The organism is Thermosporothrix sp. COM3, from assembly GCF_059696735.1.
Genome location: NZ_AP019376.1, coordinates 2,138,260 through 2,161,110 on the forward strand (window position 1 = coordinate 2,138,260; position 22,851 = coordinate 2,161,110).

At 56.0% G+C, this 22,851-nt stretch carries 13 protein-coding genes; 5 read left to right on the forward strand and 8 right to left on the reverse strand.

From position 1 onward, the window contains the following. Positions 1-203 precede the first annotated feature (203 nt). From KTH_RS09250 to KTH_RS09285, 8 genes are all read right to left on the reverse strand, one after another. Positions 204-3,548, reverse strand: a complete 3,345-nt coding sequence (locus KTH_RS09250) for a non-ribosomal peptide synthetase (RefSeq protein ID WP_497618055.1) — start codon at positions 3,546-3,548, stop codon at positions 204-206. 16 nt (positions 3,549-3,564) lie between these two features. Next, positions 3,565-10,020 carry an amino acid adenylation domain-containing protein gene (locus KTH_RS09255; RefSeq protein WP_497618056.1) on the reverse strand — a complete coding sequence of 2,152 codons (6,456 nt, stop codon included), beginning with the start codon at positions 10,018-10,020 and terminating at the stop codon, positions 3,565-3,567. 51 nt (positions 10,021-10,071) lie between these two features. After that, complete coding sequence (locus tag KTH_RS09260; RefSeq protein ID WP_497618058.1) at positions 10,072-10,338, reverse strand: acyl carrier protein; 267 nt, start codon at positions 10,336-10,338, stop codon at positions 10,072-10,074. Further along, positions 10,322-11,815: an amino acid adenylation domain-containing protein gene (locus tag KTH_RS09265; RefSeq protein WP_497618060.1), complete on the reverse strand. Its 1,494-nt coding sequence runs from the start codon at positions 11,813-11,815 to the stop codon at positions 10,322-10,324. Before KTH_RS09265 ends, KTH_RS09260 begins: the two co-directional genes overlap by 17 nt. After that, positions 11,812-12,945, reverse strand: a complete 1,134-nt coding sequence (locus KTH_RS09270) for an acyl-CoA dehydrogenase family protein (RefSeq protein WP_497618061.1) — start codon at positions 12,943-12,945, stop codon at positions 11,812-11,814. The genes KTH_RS09265 and KTH_RS09270 overlap by 4 nt, the downstream gene beginning before the upstream one ends. A 15-nt stretch (positions 12,946-12,960) precedes the next feature. Beyond that, positions 12,961-14,211, reverse strand: coding sequence for a cation:proton antiporter domain-containing protein (locus KTH_RS09275; protein WP_497618063.1), 1,251 nt, complete (start codon positions 14,209-14,211; stop codon positions 12,961-12,963). An 83-nt stretch (positions 14,212-14,294) separates the two neighbouring features. Beyond that, on the reverse strand, positions 14,295-15,641 hold the full coding sequence (locus KTH_RS09280; RefSeq protein WP_497618065.1) for an NAD(P)/FAD-dependent oxidoreductase: 1,347 nt from the start codon (positions 15,639-15,641) through the stop codon (positions 14,295-14,297). A gap of 110 nt (positions 15,642-15,751) precedes the next feature. Then, entirely contained in the window at positions 15,752-16,663 is a 912-nt protein-coding gene (locus KTH_RS09285; RefSeq protein WP_497618066.1) for a thioesterase II family protein, read from the reverse strand. Between the two features lie 303 nt (positions 16,664-16,966). Here KTH_RS09285 and KTH_RS09290 point away from each other — a divergent pair, with 303 nt between their 5' ends. Genes KTH_RS09290 through ltaE form a run of 5 tightly spaced genes read left to right on the forward strand, consistent with a single transcriptional unit; the run spans position 16,967 to position 22,725 of the window. Then, positions 16,967-18,481: an argininosuccinate lyase gene (locus KTH_RS09290; RefSeq protein ID WP_497618068.1), complete on the forward strand. Its 1,515-nt coding sequence runs from the start codon at positions 16,967-16,969 to the stop codon at positions 18,479-18,481. Positions 18,482-18,492: 11 nt separating this feature from the next. Next, the gene (locus KTH_RS09295) at positions 18,493-19,431 is read left to right on the forward strand and encodes a GHMP family kinase ATP-binding protein (protein ID WP_497618070.1); all 939 of its coding nucleotides are present in this window, start codon (positions 18,493-18,495) and stop codon (positions 19,429-19,431) included. Further along, entirely contained in the window at positions 19,409-20,455 is a 1,047-nt protein-coding gene (locus tag KTH_RS09300) for a cysteine synthase family protein (protein WP_497618072.1), read from the forward strand. Before KTH_RS09295 ends, KTH_RS09300 begins: the two co-directional genes overlap by 23 nt. Then, positions 20,436-21,656: an ATP-grasp domain-containing protein gene (locus KTH_RS09305; protein WP_497618074.1), complete on the forward strand. Its 1,221-nt coding sequence runs from the start codon at positions 20,436-20,438 to the stop codon at positions 21,654-21,656. Before KTH_RS09300 ends, KTH_RS09305 begins: the two co-directional genes overlap by 20 nt. A gap of 16 nt (positions 21,657-21,672) precedes the next feature. Then, complete coding sequence (gene ltaE / locus KTH_RS09310; protein WP_497618076.1) at positions 21,673-22,725, forward strand: low-specificity L-threonine aldolase; 1,053 nt, start codon at positions 21,673-21,675, stop codon at positions 22,723-22,725. The last annotated feature ends 126 nt before the right edge of the window (positions 22,726-22,851 follow it).

A 22,851-nucleotide genomic window follows, 5' to 3' on the forward strand; every position in this document is an offset into this window, starting at 1 on the left:
GTGCTCTTAAAAGAAAGACAATCATCGTAGAGAGGATTTTCGACGAGAAGAGAAAATGAGAGACGCTATACGCCAAAGGAGGAGAAAAGCTGCGCACAGGAGTAATCTCAGGAGGAGAATGCTTTCCCCATATGGCCGACGAGTGACCTGTTAAAGCCGTCCCGTCGCCTGATCGGGGCTGTGAGGCGACAAGACGGCCAGCCCTACGGAAGCTCTTCGTCTGGAAGACTTGCTATCTCCTGATAGATACGCGCTATTTCATCCACCGTTGCGCGATCCTCATAGAGTTGAGCCAGCTCATCTACGATTCCTGCAACGGTTGGCCGCTCAAAGAGGCTGCGCAAAGGAAGCTCAACCTCGAAGATGGAGCGAATCCGGAAGAGTGTTTGTGTGGCAAGGAGAGAATGGCCGCCAAGCACAAAGAAGTTATCATGAAGGCCCACGCGCTCAAGCGAGAGCAGGTCGGCCCAGAGTGCGGCGATCAGCTCTTCTGCCGGACTCTTCGGGGCAACATAGGACTCTCCGGTAAAGGTGGCTGAGGGAGCGGGCAGCGCGTGCTTATCGATCTTTCCATTGGCGTTGAGCGGGAAACGTTCAAGCAGGACGAAATGAGCGGGCAGCATATATTCAGGTAGCTTCTGTTGCAGGAAGGTGCGCAAGACCTGGGTCGAGAGCGAGGCTTCGCGAGGAACGACATAGGCAACAATATGCCTGTCTGCTGCGTCTTCACGAACGATTGCTACCGCTTCTGCAACCTGCTCATGCCGCATCAGCACTGTTTCTATCTCGCCCAGTTCGACCCGGTGCCCATGTACTTTGACCTGATTATCGATGCGCCCGAGGCACTCAATGCGCCCATCAGGCCAGTAGCGCCCCACATCGCCCGTTTTGTAGAAGCGAGCTCCGGGCTGTGCACTGAATGGATCGGGCAGGTAGGTTTCTGCGGTACGTGCAGGGTTGTGCAGGTAGCCTCTACCGACGCCCTGCCCTCCGATATAGATATGACCGGGGACGCCGACCGGAACCGGTTCGAGAGCGTCATCAAGAATGTAGATCTGCATAGCCGGGATCAGGTGACCGACCGCGACATTGCTGCTCTGCTCGTCCGGTAGCTTTGCGATAATCTCGTGGGTTACGTCGTCGGAGCACTCGGTCGCGCCGTAGGTGTTGATAAGCGACACATTGGGATAGCGCTCAAGCCAGTGGCGGCACAACTGTGGTGGGATTGCCTCACCGGTTGAGATCAGCCAGCGAAGCGGGACCGTGTCCGACACGGCTCGCTGCTGTCGCTCTTCCAACAACATACGAATTTGTGCCGGCACCAGTTCGAGGACGCTGATATTGAAACGGTGTAGTGACTGGTAGAGCTGCGAGGGAGTATACATTGTAGCTGAGTCGAGGATACAGACAGTACCACCAACAAGGAGCGGCGAGAGAAACTGCCAGAGCGAGATATCAAAGCTGAGTGACGCGCTTTGTGCCACACGATCTCGCTCCCCGAGCTGCAAGATGTCGATTTTGGCGTAGAGATGATTGAGCATGCCATCATAGGTAAGCATTGCTCCTTTGGGGCGGCCCGTCGAGCCAGATGTGAAGATGACGTAGGCAAGCTGCTCAGGCTGCGGTTGGATCGGCTCTGGCTGGCCTGTTGCTTGTTGATGTGAAAGCTCTTCGACACAGATAGCCTGCCGCCTGCCTGGTTCCATGCATTGAAGATGGGTGCGGGTGGTGAGCAGCAAGGAAACCGCCGTCTCCTCAAGCAAGAGGTGAAGCCGCTCGCGTGGATGATCTGGTTCCAGCGGAACATAGGCGGCCCCGGCCTGGAAGATCGCAAGCAGGGAGACAAGCATCAAGATGGAGCGGTCAAGGCAGATCCCGACCACGCTTTCCGGGCCGATCTGGTGCTGCTGTAAGAGCGCCGTGAGTTGGTCGACGCGCTGTTTCAGGCAGGCATAGGTGATCTGTTCCTCTTCACAGATGGCGGCGATGCTATCGGGAGTCCTGTTGACCTGCGCCGTGAAGAGGGCCGCGAGGTCGCAATGTTCGGGGTACGCAATGCGCGGCGACGTGGTGTTCCACTCGATAAGCATACGCCGGCGTTCGGCATCACTGAGGAGCGGAAGCTGTGCTATGCGCTGCTCGGGCTGTGCGAGGGCGCTTGTGAGCAGGGTAAGCCAGTAGTTGAAGATCCGCGAGATGGTTTCAGCTTTGAATAGATCGGTATTGTATTCAATCACGCCGCTGATCTGCTCCCCGGTATCGAAGAGGTCGAAGAGGAGATCAAAGCGGGAAATGTGGCTGTCAACAACTAATCGCTCAAGCTGAAGCCCTGTCAGGGTGGTGCTATCGATCCGGGTATTTTGCAGGGAGAACATCACCTGGAAGAGCGCGGAGTGGCTCAGGGTGCGCTCTGGCTGAAGCTCCGCAACCAGTGTGTCGAATGGAACCTGATGATGAGCAATGTCTTCTAGAAGCTGCTGTCTGACCTGCCGAAGCAGCTCCCGGAATGTCTGCTCATATGTGACGTGGGTGCGCACAAGCAGCGTATTGACAAAGAACCCGATGACCGCTTCGGTTTCGGCGTGCTCCCGGTCGGTAATATCGGTACCAATCACAATATCCTTCTGTCCCGTATATCTGGCAAGAAACGCCTGAAACGTTGCCAGAAGCGCCGCGAAGGGAGTAACACCTTCACGCTGGCAGAAAGTCCGTAGGGTGGCGGTCAGTGAAGCGGGTAGCCGAATTTCGAGCAGTGAGCCCTGATAGCGTTGAATGGCCTGGCGCGGGTAATCGGTGGGCAGGTCAAGCAGCGGAGGAATCCCGTTCAGGCGTTGCTTCCAGTATTCCAGATGCGGCGCAAGCTTCTCTGTGGTCAGCTCTGCGCGCTGCCAGACCGCATAATCTGCATAGTGAACTGAAAGGGAAGGGAGTTGCGGCTTTTTCGCGACAAGAAGGGCATTATAGTACGCAGCCAGATCAGCAAGAAAGATGTCCATTGAGCCGCCATCTGAAATGATATGGTGCATACTGATCTGCAATATATGCTCTTGCGCGTTGAGATGAAGCACCCGAGCGCGAAGCAGCGGCCCCTCTTGCAGGTTGAAGGGCGTACGCGCTTCGGTCCGAAGCTGCTCCTGTAATTCCCCGGGCCCAGGGGGAATGGCTAGCGTCTGCTCCTGAAACGGACAGTGCGTTAGCGGGAGAACATACTGTAGCGGTTGCTCATCGGCTATGGTAAAGGCGGTGCGTAGCGACTCATGGCGCTGTACAACGCGATTCAGGCTTTCTCGTAAGAGATCGACGCGCAGCGAACCCGAGAGCCGGAACGCAACGCTAATTGTGTAGAACGGGTTGCCCGGTTCAAGCCGGTCAAGGAACCAGAGCCGCTGCTGTGAGAATGAAAGGGCAACCGGGCCATCTTCTGCGCGAGGAGTGATGTGCCGGTTGTTATTGCCGGTACTACTTTCTCCCCGCTTCCAGAGCCGAAAAAGAGCCTGCTGGGCGGGTGAGAGCCGCGCCTGCCGTTCCTGTTTGTCGAGATGAGACACACGCACCTCCTGGATATTATGAACGAAACAGCGCTTGCATCATTTGCTGCGCTTCTGCTTCGGATAAACTTTCCACTTTCTGGAGTAGCTGATCCTCAATGTATTCTGCGAGGTCAGCAAGCGTTTGTTTGCGGAAGAGCGTCGGGAATGAGAAATCAAGAGGAAACGCGTTGCGTATCCGCGTCGCAAGCCGCACGAGCAGCAACGAATTGCCTCCCAGATCGAAAAAGCTGTCGTAGCGGCCAATTGTCGCCCCCGGTAGCAGCTCCTGCCAGATTGCGGCTATTTGCTTCTCGGTTTCGGTCTCGGGTGGGACTGCCGGGCCATGCGTGCGCAGGCTGCTCAGATCGGGTTCGGGCAGATTTTTACGATCCACCTTGCCGTTTGCTGTCAGCGGCAGCGCATCGAGCACAACAATAGTGGAGGGAAGCATATACTGAGGCAGCTTCTGACGCAGGAACGCCTGTAGCGATTGTCGAATGTCGGCTGGCGCATGGGTAGTCGGAAGGAACGACCAGCCGCTTGCTGCTGCTGGATCAATCGCGCCACCAAGCAGCGTGTGAAGGAGGATCTGGCCTTCCTGGAGACCGAAAGCGCCCTGCATTGTCGCGAAGTCGAGATCACCGATAGGGCAGAGGCCGAGATTATGGCGCGGGGCCTCGGTCATAAGAAGCTGGCTCATATAGCCCGCCTCAAGCAGGCAGAAATCCCGGGCGAGCGGACCGTAATGAGCCTGAATGCCCTTCAGATGCGCGATCAGGAACAGGGAGAAGGCTGCCGAATCAAAGATGGGTTGATTCGCCAATCCGTGTACCCTGCGCTGCTCTTCATTTTTGGACGAGAGCAACACCAGCTGATGCGTCTGCGGGTTATAGTAATAAAATCCCTCCTCAAGCCCTTCGACGCGACCTGGTTTGATCGCAATATACACCTGAACGGGATAGATGCCGCCCGCGGAGGGATAGCGATATTTGGGCAGGCCCTCAAGCTCGACCTGGCTGAGCGTCGCCAGAAAGTCGCCGAGCCGCGTCAAAGGGATGGCATGCGGGAGGAAGGCTCGATAGCTGAGGCGCTGCCGGTAGGCGCTGAGTTCACGCTGTGCCGTTAGCTGGACAGTCGGGCGGTTCTCCGTCTGGCGAATGCTGCCCAGGCCGAAGGCGTTGTCAAGCCGCTGAAGCGCTTGCATGGACGTTCCAAAGGATGGCGTAAATGCCTCGCTCGGTTGCTGTGGAACGATGTAGGTGACAAGTCGCTTTTCACCAGTGCTGGTCGTGATGGCGGTCGCAATGGCTGCCTGAACGTCTGGATGTTGCAGGCAGGTTTCCTCAATCTCACCCAACTCAATGCGGTGGCCTTGTATCTTCACCTGGAAGTCATCGCGGCCCAGAAACTCAATCGTGCCATCTGGCAGGTAGCGACCCAGATCACCGGTCCTGTAAAGCCGCTCGCCGGTGCGAGGGTGGGTGATGAAGCTGACGCATGTTTTCTCCTCGTCGCGCCAGTAGCCCCGAGCGAGCCCGATTCCAGCAATGTAGAGATCGCCGGGAACCCAGACGGGAGCCGGTTCAAGATCATAATTCAGCACGTGAAAGCGCTGGTTGAGCATCGGGCGACCATAGGGAATGCTCTTCCAGTGCGGTTCTAGCGCGTTGATCGGGTAGAGAATCGACCAGATGGAAGCCTCGGTTGCTCCTCCCAGACTGATAATCTCAAGCGATGGGAGCTGCGCGCGGGCCTGGTCAGGCAGTGAAAGCGGTATCCAGTCGCCGCTGAGGAGAGCGAGGCGAAGTGAGGTCTGTTGTAGGGCGGAGTCGTTTGCGGTGTACTCGACCAGCATGTGCAGAAGCGTGGGAACCGAGTTCCAGAGCGTGACGCGCTCGTGCTGGAGCAGTTCAAGCCAGAGGGCAGGATTCCGCTCTGAGCCGTCGGGCGGAATGACCAGTGAGCCCCCGGCTGCTAGCAAGCCGAAGATATCATATACTGAAAGATCGAAATTCAAGGCGGAGAGCGCGAAGACCCGGTCATTGCTGTTAACGTTGAAGCGCGAGTTGATGTCAAGAATCGTATTGACCGCGCCTCGATGGTCAATCATCACCCCTTTGGGCAGTCCCGTTGAGCCAGAGGTATAGATGACATAGGCCAGATGCTCAGGTGTTTGAACCGAGTCGAGAGGCTGCGAGACGGCCTGTTCGAGATCAAGCGAATTGACGTGGATCCGCTGGACATGGGGTGGCCAGTTGGTGCGCTCGTCTACCCATGACTGCGTCAGAGCAAGCGTGACTTCACCATGATTCAAGAGATAGTGGAGCCGCTCGGTTGGCAGGTGGGGATCAATCGGCAAATAGGCTGCGCCCGCCTGAAGGATACCGAGCACCGCGACAACCTGTTCCCATCCTTTCTCCATCACAACCGCGATCAGTTGATCTGGTGATGCGCCAGATGCCCGAAGCTGTCTGGCAAGCTGCATCATCCCCGAGTAGACCTGTTGATAGCTCAGGGTGCGGTGGGGTGAAACAACGGCGACCGCCTCGGGCCGGCGGAGTGCCTGCTCGCTAAAAAGGGTATGCAGGAGGGCGTGGGAGACCGGGGCCGCTGTCGCGTTGGCCTGCTGGCGCTGCTGTAGCTGCTCGGTCGGCACAAGCTGTCGTGGTACCTCCTGCCAGGCTTGCTCGTCTTCGGTTGCGAGACGCTCAAGAAGCAAGCAGTAGGCCTCAAACATGGCATCGATCAGGCCCGGTGGAAAAAGCTCATCCACGGATTCCCAGTGAAAGATCAGCTCGCCTGCCGTTTCGTGCACTTGATGGTCAAGCCAGACCTGTGGCGTCTGGGTCACACAATAGAGCGTTTCGTTCCAGAGAGGTGTGTCCTTGCTGGCGGTATCCTGGATCAGGAAGCTGGTAAAAACGATGGGCATGACCGCACCTGAGATGTCGCCTTTGCGGCGGGCCAGCTCTCGCAAGACATGAATTCCGCTATAGTGGCGGTGATCGAGATCGCGCCAGAGCTGTTGCTGTGTTGCTCGGGCCTGTTCTGCAAAGCAGCGCGGCGTTGAATGATCCATACCCACAATGATGAGCGAGGTAAAATCACCAACGATCTGATGTATCTGCTGGTGTAGCGGCAGACGGTTAAAGATGCTCAGGTTGATGCTGAAACGAGGCGACTTGCTCCATGCCGCGATGATATTCGCAAAGGCTGTGAGCAGAACACCCGATGGTGTGGCGTCCGCCTGAGCAGCGCGTGCCTTGATGCGTTGCCATTGTTGACGGCTGAGCTTTGCGCTTCGGTGGACAAAGCGTGGCTGCTTGAGCGTTTGGGCCGAGCGGGCAAGTGGTAGGTCTGGAGCCGGTGGAAGCTCTGGTATTCGCTGCTCCCAGTAGGTTTGAGAGCGGCGGTATAGCTCGGACTGCCGTAGTTCCTGTTCTGCCAGAACGTAGTCTCTGAAGGACAGTTCCAGCGCCGGTAAGGGAACATGCGGGCGGTAATAGAAGTGCAAAAACTCATGCAGGAGAAGGTTCATACTCCATGCATCAAAGAAGAGAGACTCCACACTCAAGTGAATACGCGTCTTCCCTTTGTCCAGCAGGAAGATGAGTACCTCAAACGCCGGGCAGCGATCCAATGGCAGAATCTGATGATCCATCTGCCGGCGAAAAGCGGCGAGTTGTGCGTCCTGAGTCGGCTGAGCGAGTGCCCGAAGATCAATCACGCGACTTGAGAAAGGCGGAATCTCAGCAACAATCTGCTGCTGACCATCAGGGAGCAGAATGGCACGTAGCATCTCATGCCTGGCAAGAAGTGTCTGAATCGCGGCATCGAACCGCTGGAAATCGATCTCGGGTGCTGCTACCTCGATATAGGCGTGATTGCCCACGTTGCTGATCTCAAAAGCGTCGCTGCGACCAATCCAGTAACCATGTTGTACTTCGGTCAGCGGGAAGGGGTCGGAGCGATGGTCCGGGTCTGGTTGGATGAGCGGAAGCGGCGGCGTCTCTTCGCGCTCCTCACGTAAAGTCGCAAGCAGAGCTGCACACTGCGCGGGCGTTGGCGCTTGCAGAAGCTGGCTGAGCGAGAGGCGCACGTGGAAATGATGGTTGATATGAGCAAGGAGCTGTTCAGCAAGGAGAGAGTGTCCCCCGAGGGCGAAGAAGTTTGCGTCTCGGTCAAGCTCGGGATAGCCCAATGCCTCGGTCCAGAGCGAGATCAGCACTGTTTCCGGTGTTTCGTCTTGCCGCTCGCTCGGTTGAGATAGGGAGGGCGGCTGTTCGCGTGCTTCGGGCGGTGTGCTGATCGTGGCGAGATCCAGCCATTCGGGCCAGAGCCGCTCCCGCTGCCAGGAGTAGAGTGGCAATGAGACAAGCGAGCCGGGCTCGGGGTAAAGCTGCTGCCAGTTGATCGGATAGCCACAGGTGTAGAGCAGGGCAAGCACCTCTAAGGGCGCGTCGGAGGCGGCAAGAAGGGTAAGCTCTCTCTCTTGTTGCCGTGCGTGCTGTTGGAGAACCTCGCCGATTGAAGAGGGAGAGGCAAACGAGAGCACAAGGTCATATCCGTCCTCAAGGAAACGTTCCAGCGTGGCTTCTGAAGCCGGTTGCAGCTCATAGAGCGGGAGGGGGGCTGCTGGTAGCAGGGCCTCGCTCGGGTGAAGAAGGCGCTCTATTGCCTGTTCCAGAGTGAGTGCACCGGCTAGATAAGCGGCGGCAAGCTCTCCCGTCCCTGTCCAGGCGACTGCATCGGGTTCGATGTTCCAGGAACGCCAGAAAGCGGCCTGTGCGACCTGTCGAACGAATGGTTGCAGCGCCTCGTCGAGGTGTGGTGAAGCCGAGAACCGCTGAAGGATCTGCTCGCATTCGGCTCGGGCCCGTTGATAGGCCGGTTCGGCGTGTAGAGCCGTCTCATCTCCTGTATCGTCCAGCAGGAAAGCCAGCCGATGCGACCTGCCCGAACGAGCGTGTTTGAGTGCGTCGGTGAGCTTTTCGGCTGCTTCTTGAGCGGAAGCGGCCACTATAGCGACTCGATGTGGGTGATGCTCACGACGCACACTGGCTGTATAGCAGATATCACGCCACATGTGGGGTGACGCTGTGTGCAAGTAGTGGCGGTATCCCTCAACCTGTGCAGAGAGAGCCTCGGTAGAGTGGGCAGAGATCGGCAGCAGGGACGTTCTCTTTTCCTGAACCGGCTTCTGCTCTTTAGCCTCATAGGCCGTGAGGATCACATGCGCATTGACACCGTTCAGGGCAGTGCTGGTAGCGCCTGCTGTCGGTGTTCCCATCTTGCGGGGCCAGGGCTGAAGCTGACGAACAGGAGCGAGATTGCGCATGGTAAGCTCGGGGTTCAGTGTCTTGAGGTTCAGTGTGGGGGGAATCTCGCGGTGATAGAGCGAGAGCGCAACCTTAATCAGGCTTGCAATCCCTGAAGCGGCCTCCAGATGGCCGATATTCGTTTTGACTGAGCCGACCAGACAGGGCTGATCTCTGTCCGGTTGCTCCGCGAAGAAGCTTTCCAGCGCCTCTGTTTCAAGCAGATCGCCCCGCTTAAAGCCGGTGCCATGAAGCTCGATGTAATCAACCTCTCGCGGCTCTATGCCTGCTTCCTGATACGCGCTCTGTAGAAGAGCCTGCTGTGCTTGCTGATCGGGTGCGGTTAACCATGCGTTGCGTCCGTTGTGGTTGACGGCAACCCCCTGCAACAGCGCATATACTCGGTCACCGGGCTCCACACGCGAGAGAGGCTTTAAGACGACGATCCCGGCCCCTTCTCCGCGTGAGAAGCCGTCCGCCTCGCTGTCCAGTGTCTTTGTCTGCCCATCAGCAGCAAGCAGACCTGCCTGTGAAACCATGACCGCATTTTCCGGAGCAAGCATCAGGCTCACGCCTCCGACCAGTGAAAGGGATGCGCTCCTGTTCCACAGGCTCTCGCAGCCGAGGTAGAGTGCCGCGAGCGAGGACGTACAGCTTGTATCAATGGCCATGCTCGGGCCTTTGAGGTCGAAGAAGTGGGAGAGGCGGGCAGCAGCGAGCCCGCTCGCGCTCCCGGTTGCGGTGTAATCGTTGATCTGCGACCACTGGCGCGTCAGCAAGCTATGATAGTCGTTCCAACTGATGCCCATATAGACGCTTGTCTTGCTACCTGCAATTTGCGATAGGGGAAGACCTGCATCTTCGAGGGCTTCCCAGGCGACCTCAAGCAGCAGGCGATGCTGAGGGTCAATATATTTGGCCTCGCGGGGAGAGAGACGGAAAGCCCGCCAATCGAACTGGTCAATCTGATCCAGGAAACCTCCCCGACGACTCTTGATTGCTCCCGGCCTGTTCTGTTCAAGCAGCTCCATTGACCAACGCTGCTCAGGAATATCACGGATCGCATTGGTGCCAGAGCGGAGAAGATCCCAGAAATCGCGGGGGCTATTTGCGCCGGGAAAGCGGCAGCCGATGCCGACAATGGCGATTGGTTCACGCTGCGATTCGTACATTGGTATACCTTTCTCGTCTATCTCCATCGTTGTATTGTGAAAGGGTACAGACTACGCCTGTTGCTTGCTCGCTGTCTGCAAGATAAGCTCAGCGATTGTATCCAGGTTGGTAAAATGGGTGGCAACCATTTGATGAGGCGGAATATCGACTTGAAATTGCTCGCGAATAAAGGCAAGCAGGCGGACCATCTCCATTGAATTAATAATGCCCCATTCAAGGAGAGGGGTATTTTCATCCAGACCAAACGATCTACCATCCAGCACCTGTTGTACAATGTAGGTTTTCAGCCGTTCGATAAGTTCAGCTTTTGGCAACATGATGATTCCTCCTTTGCGTTAATTGAGCCTGTAAAGCAAGTCGGTCGATCTTGCCGTTTCGTGTATAGGGCAGTGTCGGGAGCGTATAGGCTGCGTCGATAATCATATAGCGGGGGAGCTGTTTGGCACAGTGCTTTTTCAATTCCAGCAGAGATGGTGGTTCCTCTGTGGTGCAGCAGAGAAAAGCAACCAGCCGCCCCTCAATTCCCTCACCTTCCGCGAGAACAACCGCTGCGGAGATAGCTGGATGAGCCAGTAAGGCGGCTTCAACCTCACCCGTCTCGATGCGGTAGCCACGTAGCTTGAGCATCTGATCTCGGCGCCCTCTGTAGTGGTAATTGCCATCAGCATCGAGCGTAACAAGGTCGCCCGTTGCATAAGGCCGCTTACCATGCGGTTCCTTCCCCCAGTATCCAGCCATGACGGTTGGCCCGGACACGAGCAGCTCACCGGTTTCGCCGACGTGAATCGGGGTGCCATCCTCTTTCTGCCCCCAGACGAGATCACCCGAGCAGGCACGTCCGATGGGAACCGGGGCAGTTGCATCGTCGGCAATCGCTTTGACCTCGTAGAAGGTGCACACATTGGTTTCGGTCGGCCCGTAGAGGTTCAGGAAGCGCGTCCCGGGCCAGTGACGGTAGAGACGACGCAGATGCTTGAGTGGGAATGGTTCTCCGGCAAAGAGCAGAGCACGCACGGCGGGAGGCTCCCGTTCAAGCAGACAACCTTGTTCCATCATGAGCGTTAAGACGGAGGGGACAGAATACCAGATGGTCAGCTTCTCCGTGTAGAGCAGCTCTACGAGCCGAGCGGGAACATAGGCGCTGCTTTCCGGGATCAACACGACCGTTGCACCGACTGAGAACGCGCCATATAGATCGAGAACGGAGAGGTCAAAGTGAAAGGGCGCATGATTGCTAAAGCGATCGGTGGCGGTGGCCTGTAGCTCCTCAACGGCCCAGTTGATAAAGGCAAGCGCGTTCCGATGGCTGATACAGACCCCTTTAGGCGTGCCTGTGGAGCCAGACGTGTAGAGAATGTATGCAAGCTCGTCTTCGTGGGTAGGAGGGAGCGGGCTGACTGCCTGTGCTGTGCTGGCCTCAGCGAGAAAAAGAGTTTGCACTGATTCCTCTATAGAGGATAGAATTTCCGCTCGTTCCTCTGAGGTAAAGAGCAGAGAAATTCCACAATCGTGAAGAATGGTGGCAATCCGGGCCGGTGGGCTGAGTGGGTCAAGAGGAACGTAGACGGCATGCAAACGTAGCGCCGCTTGCATCATCGCAATGACGGAAGCGGATTTTTCAAGCCAGAGGCCAACGCGGTCGCCCGGGCGTATCCCTCGTGCAGCGAGGGCGCCAGCGAACCGCCCCGCAAGCTCGTCTAGTTCACGATAGCTGTACTCGCGTTCGGCATCTTTTACCGCGATATGATCGGGCCACTTCTGTGCGGCCTCTAGAAGCAGATGCTGAATATTCATAGGCCTAATTCACCTGCGATAATGTCTCGTTGAATCTCTGACGTTCCAGAAAAAAGCGTGGATGGAATTGCGTCACGGAGCATGCGTTCAGGGCCCGTGTCGCAATTAAAACCTTTTGAGCCGTGAAGGTGAAGCGCATCGAGGGCTGTTTGAAGCGCTGCCTCGCTAACCGCCAGCTTTGAAAGCGATGTGGCAAGCTGTGCCTTTTCACCCTGTGCGTGCAGCCAGCAGGCCCGATAGAGCAGCAGGCGGGCGGATTCAAGCCGAAGCTTCATATCTGCCAGCCGATGGGCGACGGCCTGCTTTTTGGCGAGAGCCTGGCCGAACTGCCGGCGGGTGCGGACATAGGCAACCGTTTGCGCTAACTGACGCTCCATCTGACCAAGATAGGCCGCAAAGAGACAGGAGCGCTCCCACTGCATGGATTGGAGGAAGATTTGTGCTCCCTGTCCTTCTTCACCGATTCTCTGTGTGGCAGGGATGCGGCAGTGATGCAGTCTCAGTTGACCGGCTGGAGTGCTGCTTAAGCCCAGTTTGGCAAATGGTGAACCGACCTCAATGCCGGGTGTATTACGCTCAAGCACAAATGCTGTAATGCCAAGATACCCATGTGCTGGCTCTGTTGAGGCATAGAGGAGAAATAGGTCAGCGGTTGGGCCGTTGCTAACGTAGCTTTTTACACCCTGAAGCACATACGAATCGCCGTCACGGATAGCTCTCGTTTTCAGCGCGAAGACGTCAGAGCCTGCCTCTTCTTCCGTAATCGCATTGGCTCCGATCAGGTCGCCAGAGCAGAGGCCCGGCAACCAGCGCCGCTTCTGATCTTCATTGCCATATTCGACAAGAGGCATGCAACAGGCAAACAGGTGGGCAGAGGCCGAGAAAATCAATCCCATATCGGGGTGTGCCCGCCCAAATGCCTCAATGGCGTATGCTGTTGTCAGGGCATCGTGGCCTCCTCCGCCATAGGCTTGAGGAACGCTCAAACCGAGAAGCCCGGCCTCTCCACAGCGTTTCCACTGTGTGCGTGTCCAGAACTGGCCCGAAGGCGTATCGGCTAGTTCCTCGCCGGCGCGCTGTATGATGCTATCGTGCAGGGCTTGTTGTTCGGGTGTCCAGGAAAAGTCCATGTCCTTTTGCTCCAATTAACCTGATAGAGTTGTTTCGCTGCGCTTGTCTTTTACCGGCGTCGCCGTGTCGGGTCGCACTCCAAGCAGATAGAGGCAGGGTGACGTGAGCATGGTTGTGACTAGAGCCATAATCACCAGTATTGAGAAGAGGGTCTGTGAGAGAATCCCCAGTTCAAGGCCGATATTGAGCACGATAAGTTCAACTAGCCCACGCGTGTTGAGTAAGAAGCCAAGCGTGAGTGAGTCGCGCCATGATTCGCCAGAGATGCGAGCCGAGAGGGTACCGCCTCCAATTTTTCCCAGGCAGGCAACCAGCAGAATCACCAGACAGAGCAGCCACAGGGCGGGACTCTGAATCAGCCCCAGTTGCGTGCGTAGGCCGCTTACTACAAAGAAGAGCGGCAGAAAGAGGAGCCCGTTCACCTGATCGATGCTGTGAATCTGTTGTGTGAAGTTCTGGTTGCGGGGCAGGATCAGTCCCGTGAGGAAGGCCCCAAAAATCGGGTGAATGCCGATTTTGTCGGTTGTGAAGGAGGCAAGTAAAACCGTGCCAAATGTCAGGGCCGCCAGAAGCGGCATCGAGCGGATATGGCGGTTTGCCCGAATGAACAGGGGACGAACAATCAAGAACATGCTGGCGATGAAAAGCGCGGTGAAGACCAGCATCAGCAGAATGGAGAGGCCACTTTGTGCATGTGCCACTGTCGACGCTGTTGCCAGCAAGCACCAGGCAATCACATCACCGACAGAAGCGCAGACAAGCGAGAGCATCCCGATTCTGGTCGTGAGCAGCCGCTTTTCACTTAGCAGCCGTGCAAGCACGGGAAAGGCCGTGATCGCCATCGCAACTCCCATCAGCAGCGCGAACGAAAATGGTGTCGCATGCTTGCCCGCCTGGGCTGGGAAGAGCAGAAAACCAAGCAGAAAACCAAGCAGCAGGGGAACAATGATCCCACTGAGGGAAATAATGGCCGCGACACGGCTCTGTGAGCGCAACTCCTGCACATCGGTGCGCGCACCCAGAGAGAACATATAGAGAATCAGCCCGATATCCCCGAGCATATGCAGGATGGGAATACTGGCCGGGGGGAAGATCTGGCGTTGCAGGTCGGGAAGAAGCAAGCCCAGGAGTGATGGCCCCAGGGCAAGCCCGGCCAGAATCTCTCCGATTACCCACTGTTGCCCGATACGTCGACTCAAGGTGCCGAAAAGCTGCACTGCGAAGAGAATCACAATAAGTTGAAGTAGAATCTGACCTGTTAGCATTATCCCCTGCTCATTCTCTTATCGCTACGGGTTATCTCATTCTCAAAAAGGGTGGCATCCCTGCCGAAACCGTTGACCTCACTTTAGAAGGCCGGAGCGAACGCGTGCGATGTAAGTTCGCCTAAGTAGTGGTGCCAGATGTGATCCTCGTTCCGTTCAACCTCAGTCACGATCTCTTTCATCAGCTTTAAGACCGCTGGCTCATCCTCATCGTAGACATCGCCCTGTAAAAGCTTGACGACATCAATGCGATAGCGTGGATCTTGCACGAAGGCGGTAAAGAGCACATTCAATCTATAGTAGACCGAGATGAACTCATACCAATTTTTCGTTCCCCGACGTAGCGTCGTTTCGTAGTTCTGGAAGCTCTGTTTGCGGAAATCGCCACTCTCGGCGGCCCGGATAATATCGGCGGCGGAGAAGCGTGCACTGTTGAGCGCAATGCTGACCCCGGTTGAGAAGATGGGATCGACGAAGCGAGCTGCGTCCCCAATGAGCACAAAGTTATCGCCGCAAATTTGCTTCATGGCGTAGCTGTAGTCTCCCTCGTCTTTCAGGGGGCGAATCTGGTTGGCGGCTCGCAGACCTTCGGCCAGTTCCGGGCGGCTCTCCAGGCAGCTCCAGAAGAACTGCTCCCGTTCCTTACGCGACTTTGCGAAGTTCTGTTTTTGCGTGACAACGCCGATACTCGTGATCGTCTCGGTAATTGGGATCTGCCAGACCCACGTATTTGTGAGCGGAAGGAAGTGAATAAAGATGAAATCACGTTGAGCCTCGTCTGTGCTCATAATGGAGCGATCGTAGCCCTCGAACCACGTATGCAGGGCGTACTGATCGAAAACTGTGTCGCGAATCCGCAGTTTGAGCTGATTCCCGAGGAGCGTACGACGCCCGCTCGCATCGACAACCATCCGGACATTTGTGCTTATGTCACGCTTGCCGATGGTGAAGTTGATGCGCGGTCTATTTTCCTCGCTGAAATCAACATTCCGTACCTGCACGCCTTCATACACGGTTGCGCCAAGCTCATGCGCGTGTTGAAGCAGCATCAGATCGAATTTGCCGCGATCCACATGGAAGGTATAGTTGCGGTCAACGCCAGGCTGTACACGCTCATCGAAGCGGACTCCCGCATAGCAATCGGGTTCCAGCCCGTCGAAGCTGTCGGCGTAGATCGGCCCGCGACCAGACGTTGTCCATGCGGCTCCGTACTTTTTCGGGAAGCCTGCAGCTTCCATTTTGTCCATAAAGCCGATCTCTTTAAACACGCGAGTAGACGAAGGGACAAGAGATTCACCAACGTGTGGACGCGGGAACAAATCACGCTCAAAGATGACGCACGTGAGCCCGGCCTTTGCCAGGTAGGATGCAATCGATGAGCCTCCAGGCCCGCCGCCAATAATTCCAATGTCGAAATCCACGTGTTCCATTCAGCTTCACCTCTTTTATGTAATACTATCCTGTGTTGGAAAAGTGAGAATGAATTATGCTTGATATCAGTGATTGCAAGTGAAAGGAAGCGAAACAATAACCTCACCTTTTAATTTCCTGTATAACTCTGTTGCAGTGAAAGCATATCTTCTCTTAGCTTGTTTTGTAATAGCTCAATTACTGCCTGTTCCTCAGTATGAAGAAAGAAATGATCGCCAGGGAACAGGTGTATCTCAAAATGACTGCTTGTCTGTTTCTCCCAGGCATGCAGCTCGTCGGTAGATACCTCGCTATCATGTGTGGCTCCCAGAGCCGTAACAGGGCATGCGAGCGGCTGCCCCTCGGTATAGCGATACGTCTCGCTGACCGCAAAATCTGCGCGTAAGAGAGGAAGAAGTAATTCCAGCAGCTCCGGAGTACGAAGCACCTCTTCAGGTGTCCCTTTCAGCCGTTTCAGTTCTTCAAGAAAGGCCTCGGTTGGTAAATGATAGCAAGGGGGCAGAGGGTCAGGAAGGTGTGGTGCGCGGTGTCCTGAAACGTAGAGGTGTACCGGCTCTTGCTGTTCACCCTGTCGCCGAATCAAGCGGGTAAGCTCAAAGCTAATGAGCGCTCCCATACTATGGCCGAAGAAGGCGTAAGGCCTATCGAGAAAGGGCTTCAGCACCTTACCAAGCTCCTCAACCAGCGGAGGCAGAGCAGAAAACGGCTCTTCAAACAGGCGGTTTTCGCGCCCGGGGAGCTGGACGGGGCAGACCTCGATATCAGGCGGGAACAGCTCAGGCCATGTGCGATAGATGGCCGCACTTCCTCCCGCATAGGGGAAACAGAAAAGGCGCAAGCGGGCCTGCGGGCGAGGTTGCCAGTATCTGAGCCAATGATTTACTGTTGTTGTATTTAACATTCCGTTCCCTCGATGATGGTCATATAGTAGCTTGGGTGCAGATCCGTTCGGTTTTTGTCGCTTCATGCCCTGCTGTGAGCGACTACGAAGCACAATCGGGCACTCCAAAATTCTAATCATGTGGAAGTATAGCTTCAGAGCGAATCGTAAAACAATCCTCAACAGGAGAATATTTGAGAAGTAGAAAAAGAGGGAGTCAGGAGTATGTATGTGAATAGAAAATGTACTCCTGAGGAGGAGAGAGAGCAGTTGAGAAAATCATGCTGAAAAGTATTGTGTACTATGGAACAACATTCATATACTTATTCTGAAAAGATGCAATCGTATAGTGTTCCTTTTTCTATACAGAAGACAATCATCTGCGATATCGTATGCAATGAGGAATAGAAGCGCCGCTGTAGAGACATGCTGTGAGGGCTACCAATGGAACGACAGAATGAGGCTGGCTTGAACAAGCTGACAGGAAGGATTACCGAGGGGCCGGATGCGCTGCTGCATGAAGCTGTGCTGGCTCCTCAGTTTGAATATGAGCTACGGTGTCTGCTGCCGTATTATATCTGGATTGAGAAGGCGCTGCTGCTGGAGTATCGGCGCCTGGAACTGCTCGATCCACAGGACGTTCATGAGATTGGGGCCGTGCTGCATCAGATCACGCCTCAGACCCTGAGCGCAGATCCGGCACACAATATGTCCGATATTGCCTTTGCAATTGAGCAGTTTGTGAGTCAGCGTATTTCATGGCAGGGGAAGCAACGGAACTGGCACGTTGACCGCAGCCGCAACGATCTACAGGCAAGTGCTCAACTGCTCTTCGCTCGTGGACAGCTTTTCGAGATAGGAGAGGCATTGCAAGGTGTCTTTGAGGCCGCGTATGCGCTCGCAAACAAGCATAAAGACGACATTATGCCCGGTTATACTCACTACCAGGCAGCACAGGTAATCAGTCCCGGGTTTTATCTTAGCGCCTTGACCGAGCTCTGTTTGGTGACACTTAAGAGGCTGCTGCATGTATATCAGGAAATGAATCAGTCTCCATTAGGAGCGGGAGCGATGGCCGGACAATCCCTGGCATGGGATCGGGAGGCACTGGCGCACCTGCTTGGTTGCGAGTGTGCCCGGCGACATGCTCTGGTTGCGGTGGCCTCGCGCTCGTGGAGCGTACAGCTTGCGAGCGAGCTGGCCACATTCAGCAGCGATCTCAGCCGTTTTGTAACGGACTGGATTGCCTGGGGAAGTAGCGCATATGGCTTTATCACGCTTCCCGATAGGCTTTCCGCGATCTCTTCCGCCATGCCCCAGAAGAAAAACTTTCCTCTGCTGGAACGCATACGCGGGAAGACAGCGCATGCAGCTTCGCTCTATGTCGATTTCCTGTTCGGGCAGCGAAATACAGCCTATACCAATCTGGTCGAAGTCTCGAAGGAAGCCGGCGCCTTTCTCCAAACGCTCTTTCAAACGGTGCGAACGACGCTGCAACTGCTCCGCCTCTTTCTCGAACATGTCGAATTTCGGCGTGAGCGGATGGAACAGGCCTGTCAAAAAGAGTTTCTGGGCGGATTCGCGCTGGCAAACTACCTCACGCTTCAACATGAGGTACCGTATCGCACTGCGCAGGTGATCGCGGGCCGTTACATTGCGAGTGCAGTGGAAAAGCAGCTTGACCCGAGCGAGGGCGAGCCGACATTTCTGGAAGAGGCAGGACGGGAACACGGCTATGTGCTATCTGTGCCTCGCTCCACACTTACTCAGCTCTTCGATCCTGAGTGGAATTTGCGCGAGAAGCTGTCTGCTGGCTCAACGGCACCACAGGAGGTCGATGCTATGCTCATGCTGCAACAGGAGGAGCTGGCGAGCGTACGAGCACATTGGCAGCGCGAGGAAGCGCGAGTACAGCAAGCGTCGAGGAAGGTGAACCGCTTGTTGTCCATTAGCGAGTAAGGAGAGACGGCGTGGAGATTGAGCAGCGATGTCCCCCGGGACAGATCGGGACAGGCAAAGCATTCGGCACCTTCGGAGAGCTATTGCAGGGGCGCGAGGCAAGCACGCAGCGTGATTTCCTGGTGACGCTGCCGATAGAACGGTATGCTCGTGCAACCTTTCACCCTGATCCGCATGCCTTGCATGTGACAGTGCATCCTGCCTGTAAAGAGAAGTCGAGGCGGCTGGCTCAAGCTCTGTTGGAATACTTCTCGTTGCCGCCAGGAGGCGTTCTCACGTTACAAAGCGAACTTCCAGCCGGGAAAGGGCTGGCGAGTTCCTCTGCGGATCTCGTCGCTACAGCGCGGGCTGTTTGCTCCTGTTTCCGCGTCGCGCTTCCACTCCCGCAATTGGCGGCGTTTATGTGCCAGATAGAGCCTTCTGATGGGGTAATGTATCCGGGGATCGTCGCTTTTTATCACCGTGAAGGCCGCCTGCGCAACTTTCTGGGATTTCTCCCACCGCTGACCATTCTCGGTATCGATGAAGGGAACGAGATTGACACCCTTGCGTTTAACACCATTCCCAAGCCGTTTACAGCCGCTGACGAGCACGAATATCAGGCATTATTGACCCGTCTGACGCTGGCGATTCAACAACGCGACCTGCACACGATTGGTCAGATAACTACGCGCAGCGCGATTCTCAATCAGAAGTTGAATCCCAAGCGAACGCTCTACGATGTGTTGCGCATTAGCGAGGAGATAGGCTGCCCGGGCGTGGTGGTGGCCCATAGCGGAACCTGTATCGGTCTGCTGCTGGCGCGTGATGGGCCTGACTATCATCAGCAACTTGCACTGGGACGGCGTCACCTTGCTCTGCTTACAGACGACATTTTGACCTATCATACGCTTGACTTTTCTCAGCTCAGAATAAAAGGAGTGCACCGTGTTGCGAGAAACGATTATTGATGGAATCGGAAGAACGCCGCTGGTGAGGCTACGTCTGGATGATCGCTCGATTTGCCCGGTCTATGCCAAGATGGAACTCTTAAATCCATTTGGGATGAAAGATCGAGTGGCGAAACAGGCGATTCTGGAAGCGAAGCGGAGTGGAGTACTGAAGGAGAATGCGCCGATTATCGAGAGTTCGTCCGGGACGATGGCGTTAGGTGTTGCCCTTGTTGGAACCTATCTCGGGCATGAGGTGCATATTGTCACCGATCCGCGCATTGATCCGCTGACACTTGCCAAGCTTCAGGCCCTCGGCTGCACGGTGCATATTGTGGAGAAGATGAGCGAGAACGGTTGGCAGAGCGCCCGTCTGGAACGGCTTGCCGAGCTGCTCAAGCAGTACCCCGGAGCGTTCTGGCCCCGACAATACGAGAATCCTGAGAACCCGCGTGCCTATCGGGCACTGGCTCAGGAGCTGCTGGAGGAGCCTGGTCGAGTTGATGTTCTTGTCGGGAGTGTCGGAAGTGGGGGCTCGCTCTGTGGTACGGCGCGTGAACTGCGACGGCATTACCCGGCGTTACGCGTTGTGGCCGTCGATGCGGTAGGAAGTGTCATTTTCGGGCAACCAGACAGACCGGGCCGCTTGCAGAGCGGGCTAGGGAATAGCCTGCATCCTGCCAATGTGGATACGACGCTGATAGATGAGGTGCACTGGTTAAGCGATGCCGAGGCGTTTTCCGCGACGCTTGAGTTAGCGCGGCACGAGAAGATTTTCGCAGGGAACAGCTCCGGGTCCGTCTATGCGGTGGCACGCTGGTTAAGCCAGGTTGAGCCCTCCGGGACGCGCATTGTTGCCATTTTCCCGGATCGGGGCGATCGCTACTATACAACGATTTATAACGAGGCGTATCGCGCACAAAAAGGCCTGCGCATACGACCTTTGCCCTCAGCTCCTCGACTGGTTGAGACTGATGAGATCGTGGAGACATGGGCATATGCCCGTTTGAAAGTGGGAAGACAGCATGCATCTGCTCGTCATTGAATCGAATACCACCGGAAGTGGTATGCTATTCCTGCAAAAGGCGCAAGAGCATGGCCTGTCGCCGCTTTTCTTTACCAATAAACCGCAGCGCTATCCCGGATTGGAACGGCTTGCCTGTCGAGTTGTTTCCTGTGATACGAACACGCTTGAGGCGCTGACTGGTGCCATCGAGCGCGAGGTTGAAGCAGGGCTGATACTCGGGGTCACAACGACCAGCGAATTCTATCTCGAAACGGTCGCACGGCTTGCAGCTTCCTACGGAGTACCCGGGAACCCACCGGAAGCGATACACCTCTGTCGGAACAAGGCTCTGACCCGGGCCACATTGGAGGGAGCCGGGGTGCCGCAGCCGCGTTTTGCTGTGGTGAGCACGATTGAGGAGTGTCAGGAGAAACTACAAGCGGTCGGCCTGCCATGCGTGGTGAAGCCTGCCGATGATACCGGCTCCGATAAGGTGCTGTTTTGTCGTACCGAAGCAGAGGTGAGAGCCCAGACGCGACTGATCCTCGGAACGGCCTTCAATGTGCGTGGGCAGGCGACGGCGCGTATGGCTCTGATTGAGGAGTATCTGAGCGGGCCAGAATACAGCGTCGAAACGTTTTCCCATGAAGGGAGCATCCATTGTATTGGAGTGACTCAGAAGCAGGTGAGCAGCTTCCCCTTTTTTGTCGAGGAGCAACACCTGTTTCCGGCTCCTCTGCCTGCTGCAATCGAAGAGGAGCTGGTACAGACGGTCTGTACAACGCTCGCGGCGCTTGGGATTCGCTCCGGCCCGGTGCACACCGAAGTCAAGCGGACGGAGCGCGGCTGGATACCGGTTGAGGTAAACGCACGACTGGCCGGAGGAATGATCCCGGTACTGATCCGGCTGGTGACGGAAGCAGATCTGTTGGAGGCACAGCTACAGGCTGCTGTCGGACAAGCGCCGCGTCTCCCCACCACGTACAGCGGGTATGCAGGGATTCGCTTTCTGCTCGCCGCGAAAGAGGGGCGCTTGAGGGCTGTGGAGGGGCTTGCCAGCGTAAAAGCCCTGCCTTTTGTTGAGCAGGTTACACTTACGGTTAAGCCCGGAGAGCGCGTCTTTCCGGCCAGAAGTGCCTATGAACGGCTGGGCTATGTGATTGTGCATGCGAAGACTGCTGACGTGGTTATACAGACGCTGGAAGAGGCTGTAAAGCGGCTGCAACTGATTATTGAATAGAGAGGCGCAGAACGGAATGATTGAGCTACGAAGTGATACCTTTACGTTGCCCTCAGAGGAGATGAGAAGCGCGATCATGAGGGCGGAACTTGGTGACGATGTGTATGGTGAAGATCCAACGACGCGGCGCCTGGAAGCTCGTGCGGCTGAGATATTCGCGAAAGAGGCAGCGTGCCTGATGCCAAGCGGAACAATGGCAAATCTATGTGCGTTGATGACACATTGTCCTCTCGGCACAAAGGCGCTTGTGGGTCGTGAGTCAGACATCTTTATCTATGAGGCCGGGGGCGCATCGGTCTGTGGCGGGATCGTCTATGAAGCGATTCCCACACAGGCTGATGGAAGGCTGCTAATTGGCGATCTGGAAGCTGCCTTTCCTGATGATCCTGAAGACCCACAGTTTGCGCTTCCCGGGCTGATCTGTCTGGAAAACACCCATAATCGCTGTGGGGGAACAGTCCTTCCCCTGGCATATCTCAGGGAAGTTGCGGAGTTCGCCCGGGCGAAGCAGGTGCCCGTGCATATGGATGGGGCACGCATCTTTAACGCGGCCACTGCGCTGAAAGTGCCTCCTGCCGAAATAGCGCGATACGCGACCTCGCTCCAATTTTGCCTTTCGAAAGGGCTGGCGGCTCCGCTTGGTTCTATGCTTGTGGGGGATGCCGCGTTTATCAAGCGAGCGCACCGTATCCGCAAGCTGCTCGGGGGAGGTATGCGCCAGACAGGGATTATTGCCGCAGCCGGTCTGATTGCACTTGAACAAATGGTTGAACGGCTGCAAGAAGATCACGTGAACGCACGGCGCTTCGCGGAGGGGCTGGCTGAGTTGCCCGGCATCCAGATCGATCTGGAGACGGTGCAGACGAATATAGTCATTTTCCGTGTGTTGACCTGTGATTATCGAACGTTTATTGAGCTGGCAGCTCGGCGCGGGCTGCGGATCGGGGAGCTTGGGTATGGGCGGTTGCGTGCAGTGTTTCACTATGGGAATACGTCGCATGATGTGGATGAGGCATTGTCGATTATACGGGCAATTCTCACGCTGGACCTCTGTACTTTGCGCGGGTAGGCGCTGGTAGGAGAAGGTAAAGAGGCGCTATAGTCTTTGCCTCTCCTCTTTTTCTTCACCTTCTCTCCTTTCGAGGAGTAGCCCTTTCGGGATGATGGATGGCACGGTCGTTTCTGAATGGCTTCG

Bases quoted from the DNA above. Each gene is read 5' to 3' on its own strand.
- KTH_RS09255 (WP_497618056.1), bottom strand. From the start codon at position 10,020: ATGTACGAATCGCAGCGTGAACCAATCGCCATTGTCGGCATCGGCTGC.
- KTH_RS09260 (WP_497618058.1), bottom strand. From the start codon at position 10,338: ATGTTGCCAAAAGCTGAACTTATCGAACGGCTGAAAACCTACATTGTA.
- KTH_RS09265 (WP_497618060.1), bottom strand. From the start codon at position 11,815: ATGAATATTCAGCATCTGCTTCTAGAGGCCGCACAGAAGTGGCCCGAT.
- KTH_RS09270 (WP_497618061.1), bottom strand. From the start codon at position 12,945: ATGGACTTTTCCTGGACACCCGAACAACAAGCCCTGCACGATAGCATC.
- KTH_RS09275 (WP_497618063.1), bottom strand. From the start codon at position 14,211: ATGCTAACAGGTCAGATTCTACTTCAACTTATTGTGATTCTCTTCGCA.
- KTH_RS09280 (WP_497618065.1), bottom strand. From the start codon at position 15,641: ATGGAACACGTGGATTTCGACATTGGAATTATTGGCGGCGGGCCTGGA.
- KTH_RS09285 (WP_497618066.1), bottom strand. From the start codon at position 16,663: ATGATTAGAATTTTGGAGTGCCCGATTGTGCTTCGTAGTCGCTCACAG.
- KTH_RS09290 (WP_497618068.1), top strand. From the start codon at position 16,967: ATGGAACGACAGAATGAGGCTGGCTTGAACAAGCTGACAGGAAGGATT.
- KTH_RS09305 (WP_497618074.1), top strand. From the start codon at position 20,436: ATGCATCTGCTCGTCATTGAATCGAATACCACCGGAAGTGGTATGCTA.
- ltaE (WP_497618076.1), top strand. From the start codon at position 21,673: ATGATTGAGCTACGAAGTGATACCTTTACGTTGCCCTCAGAGGAGATG.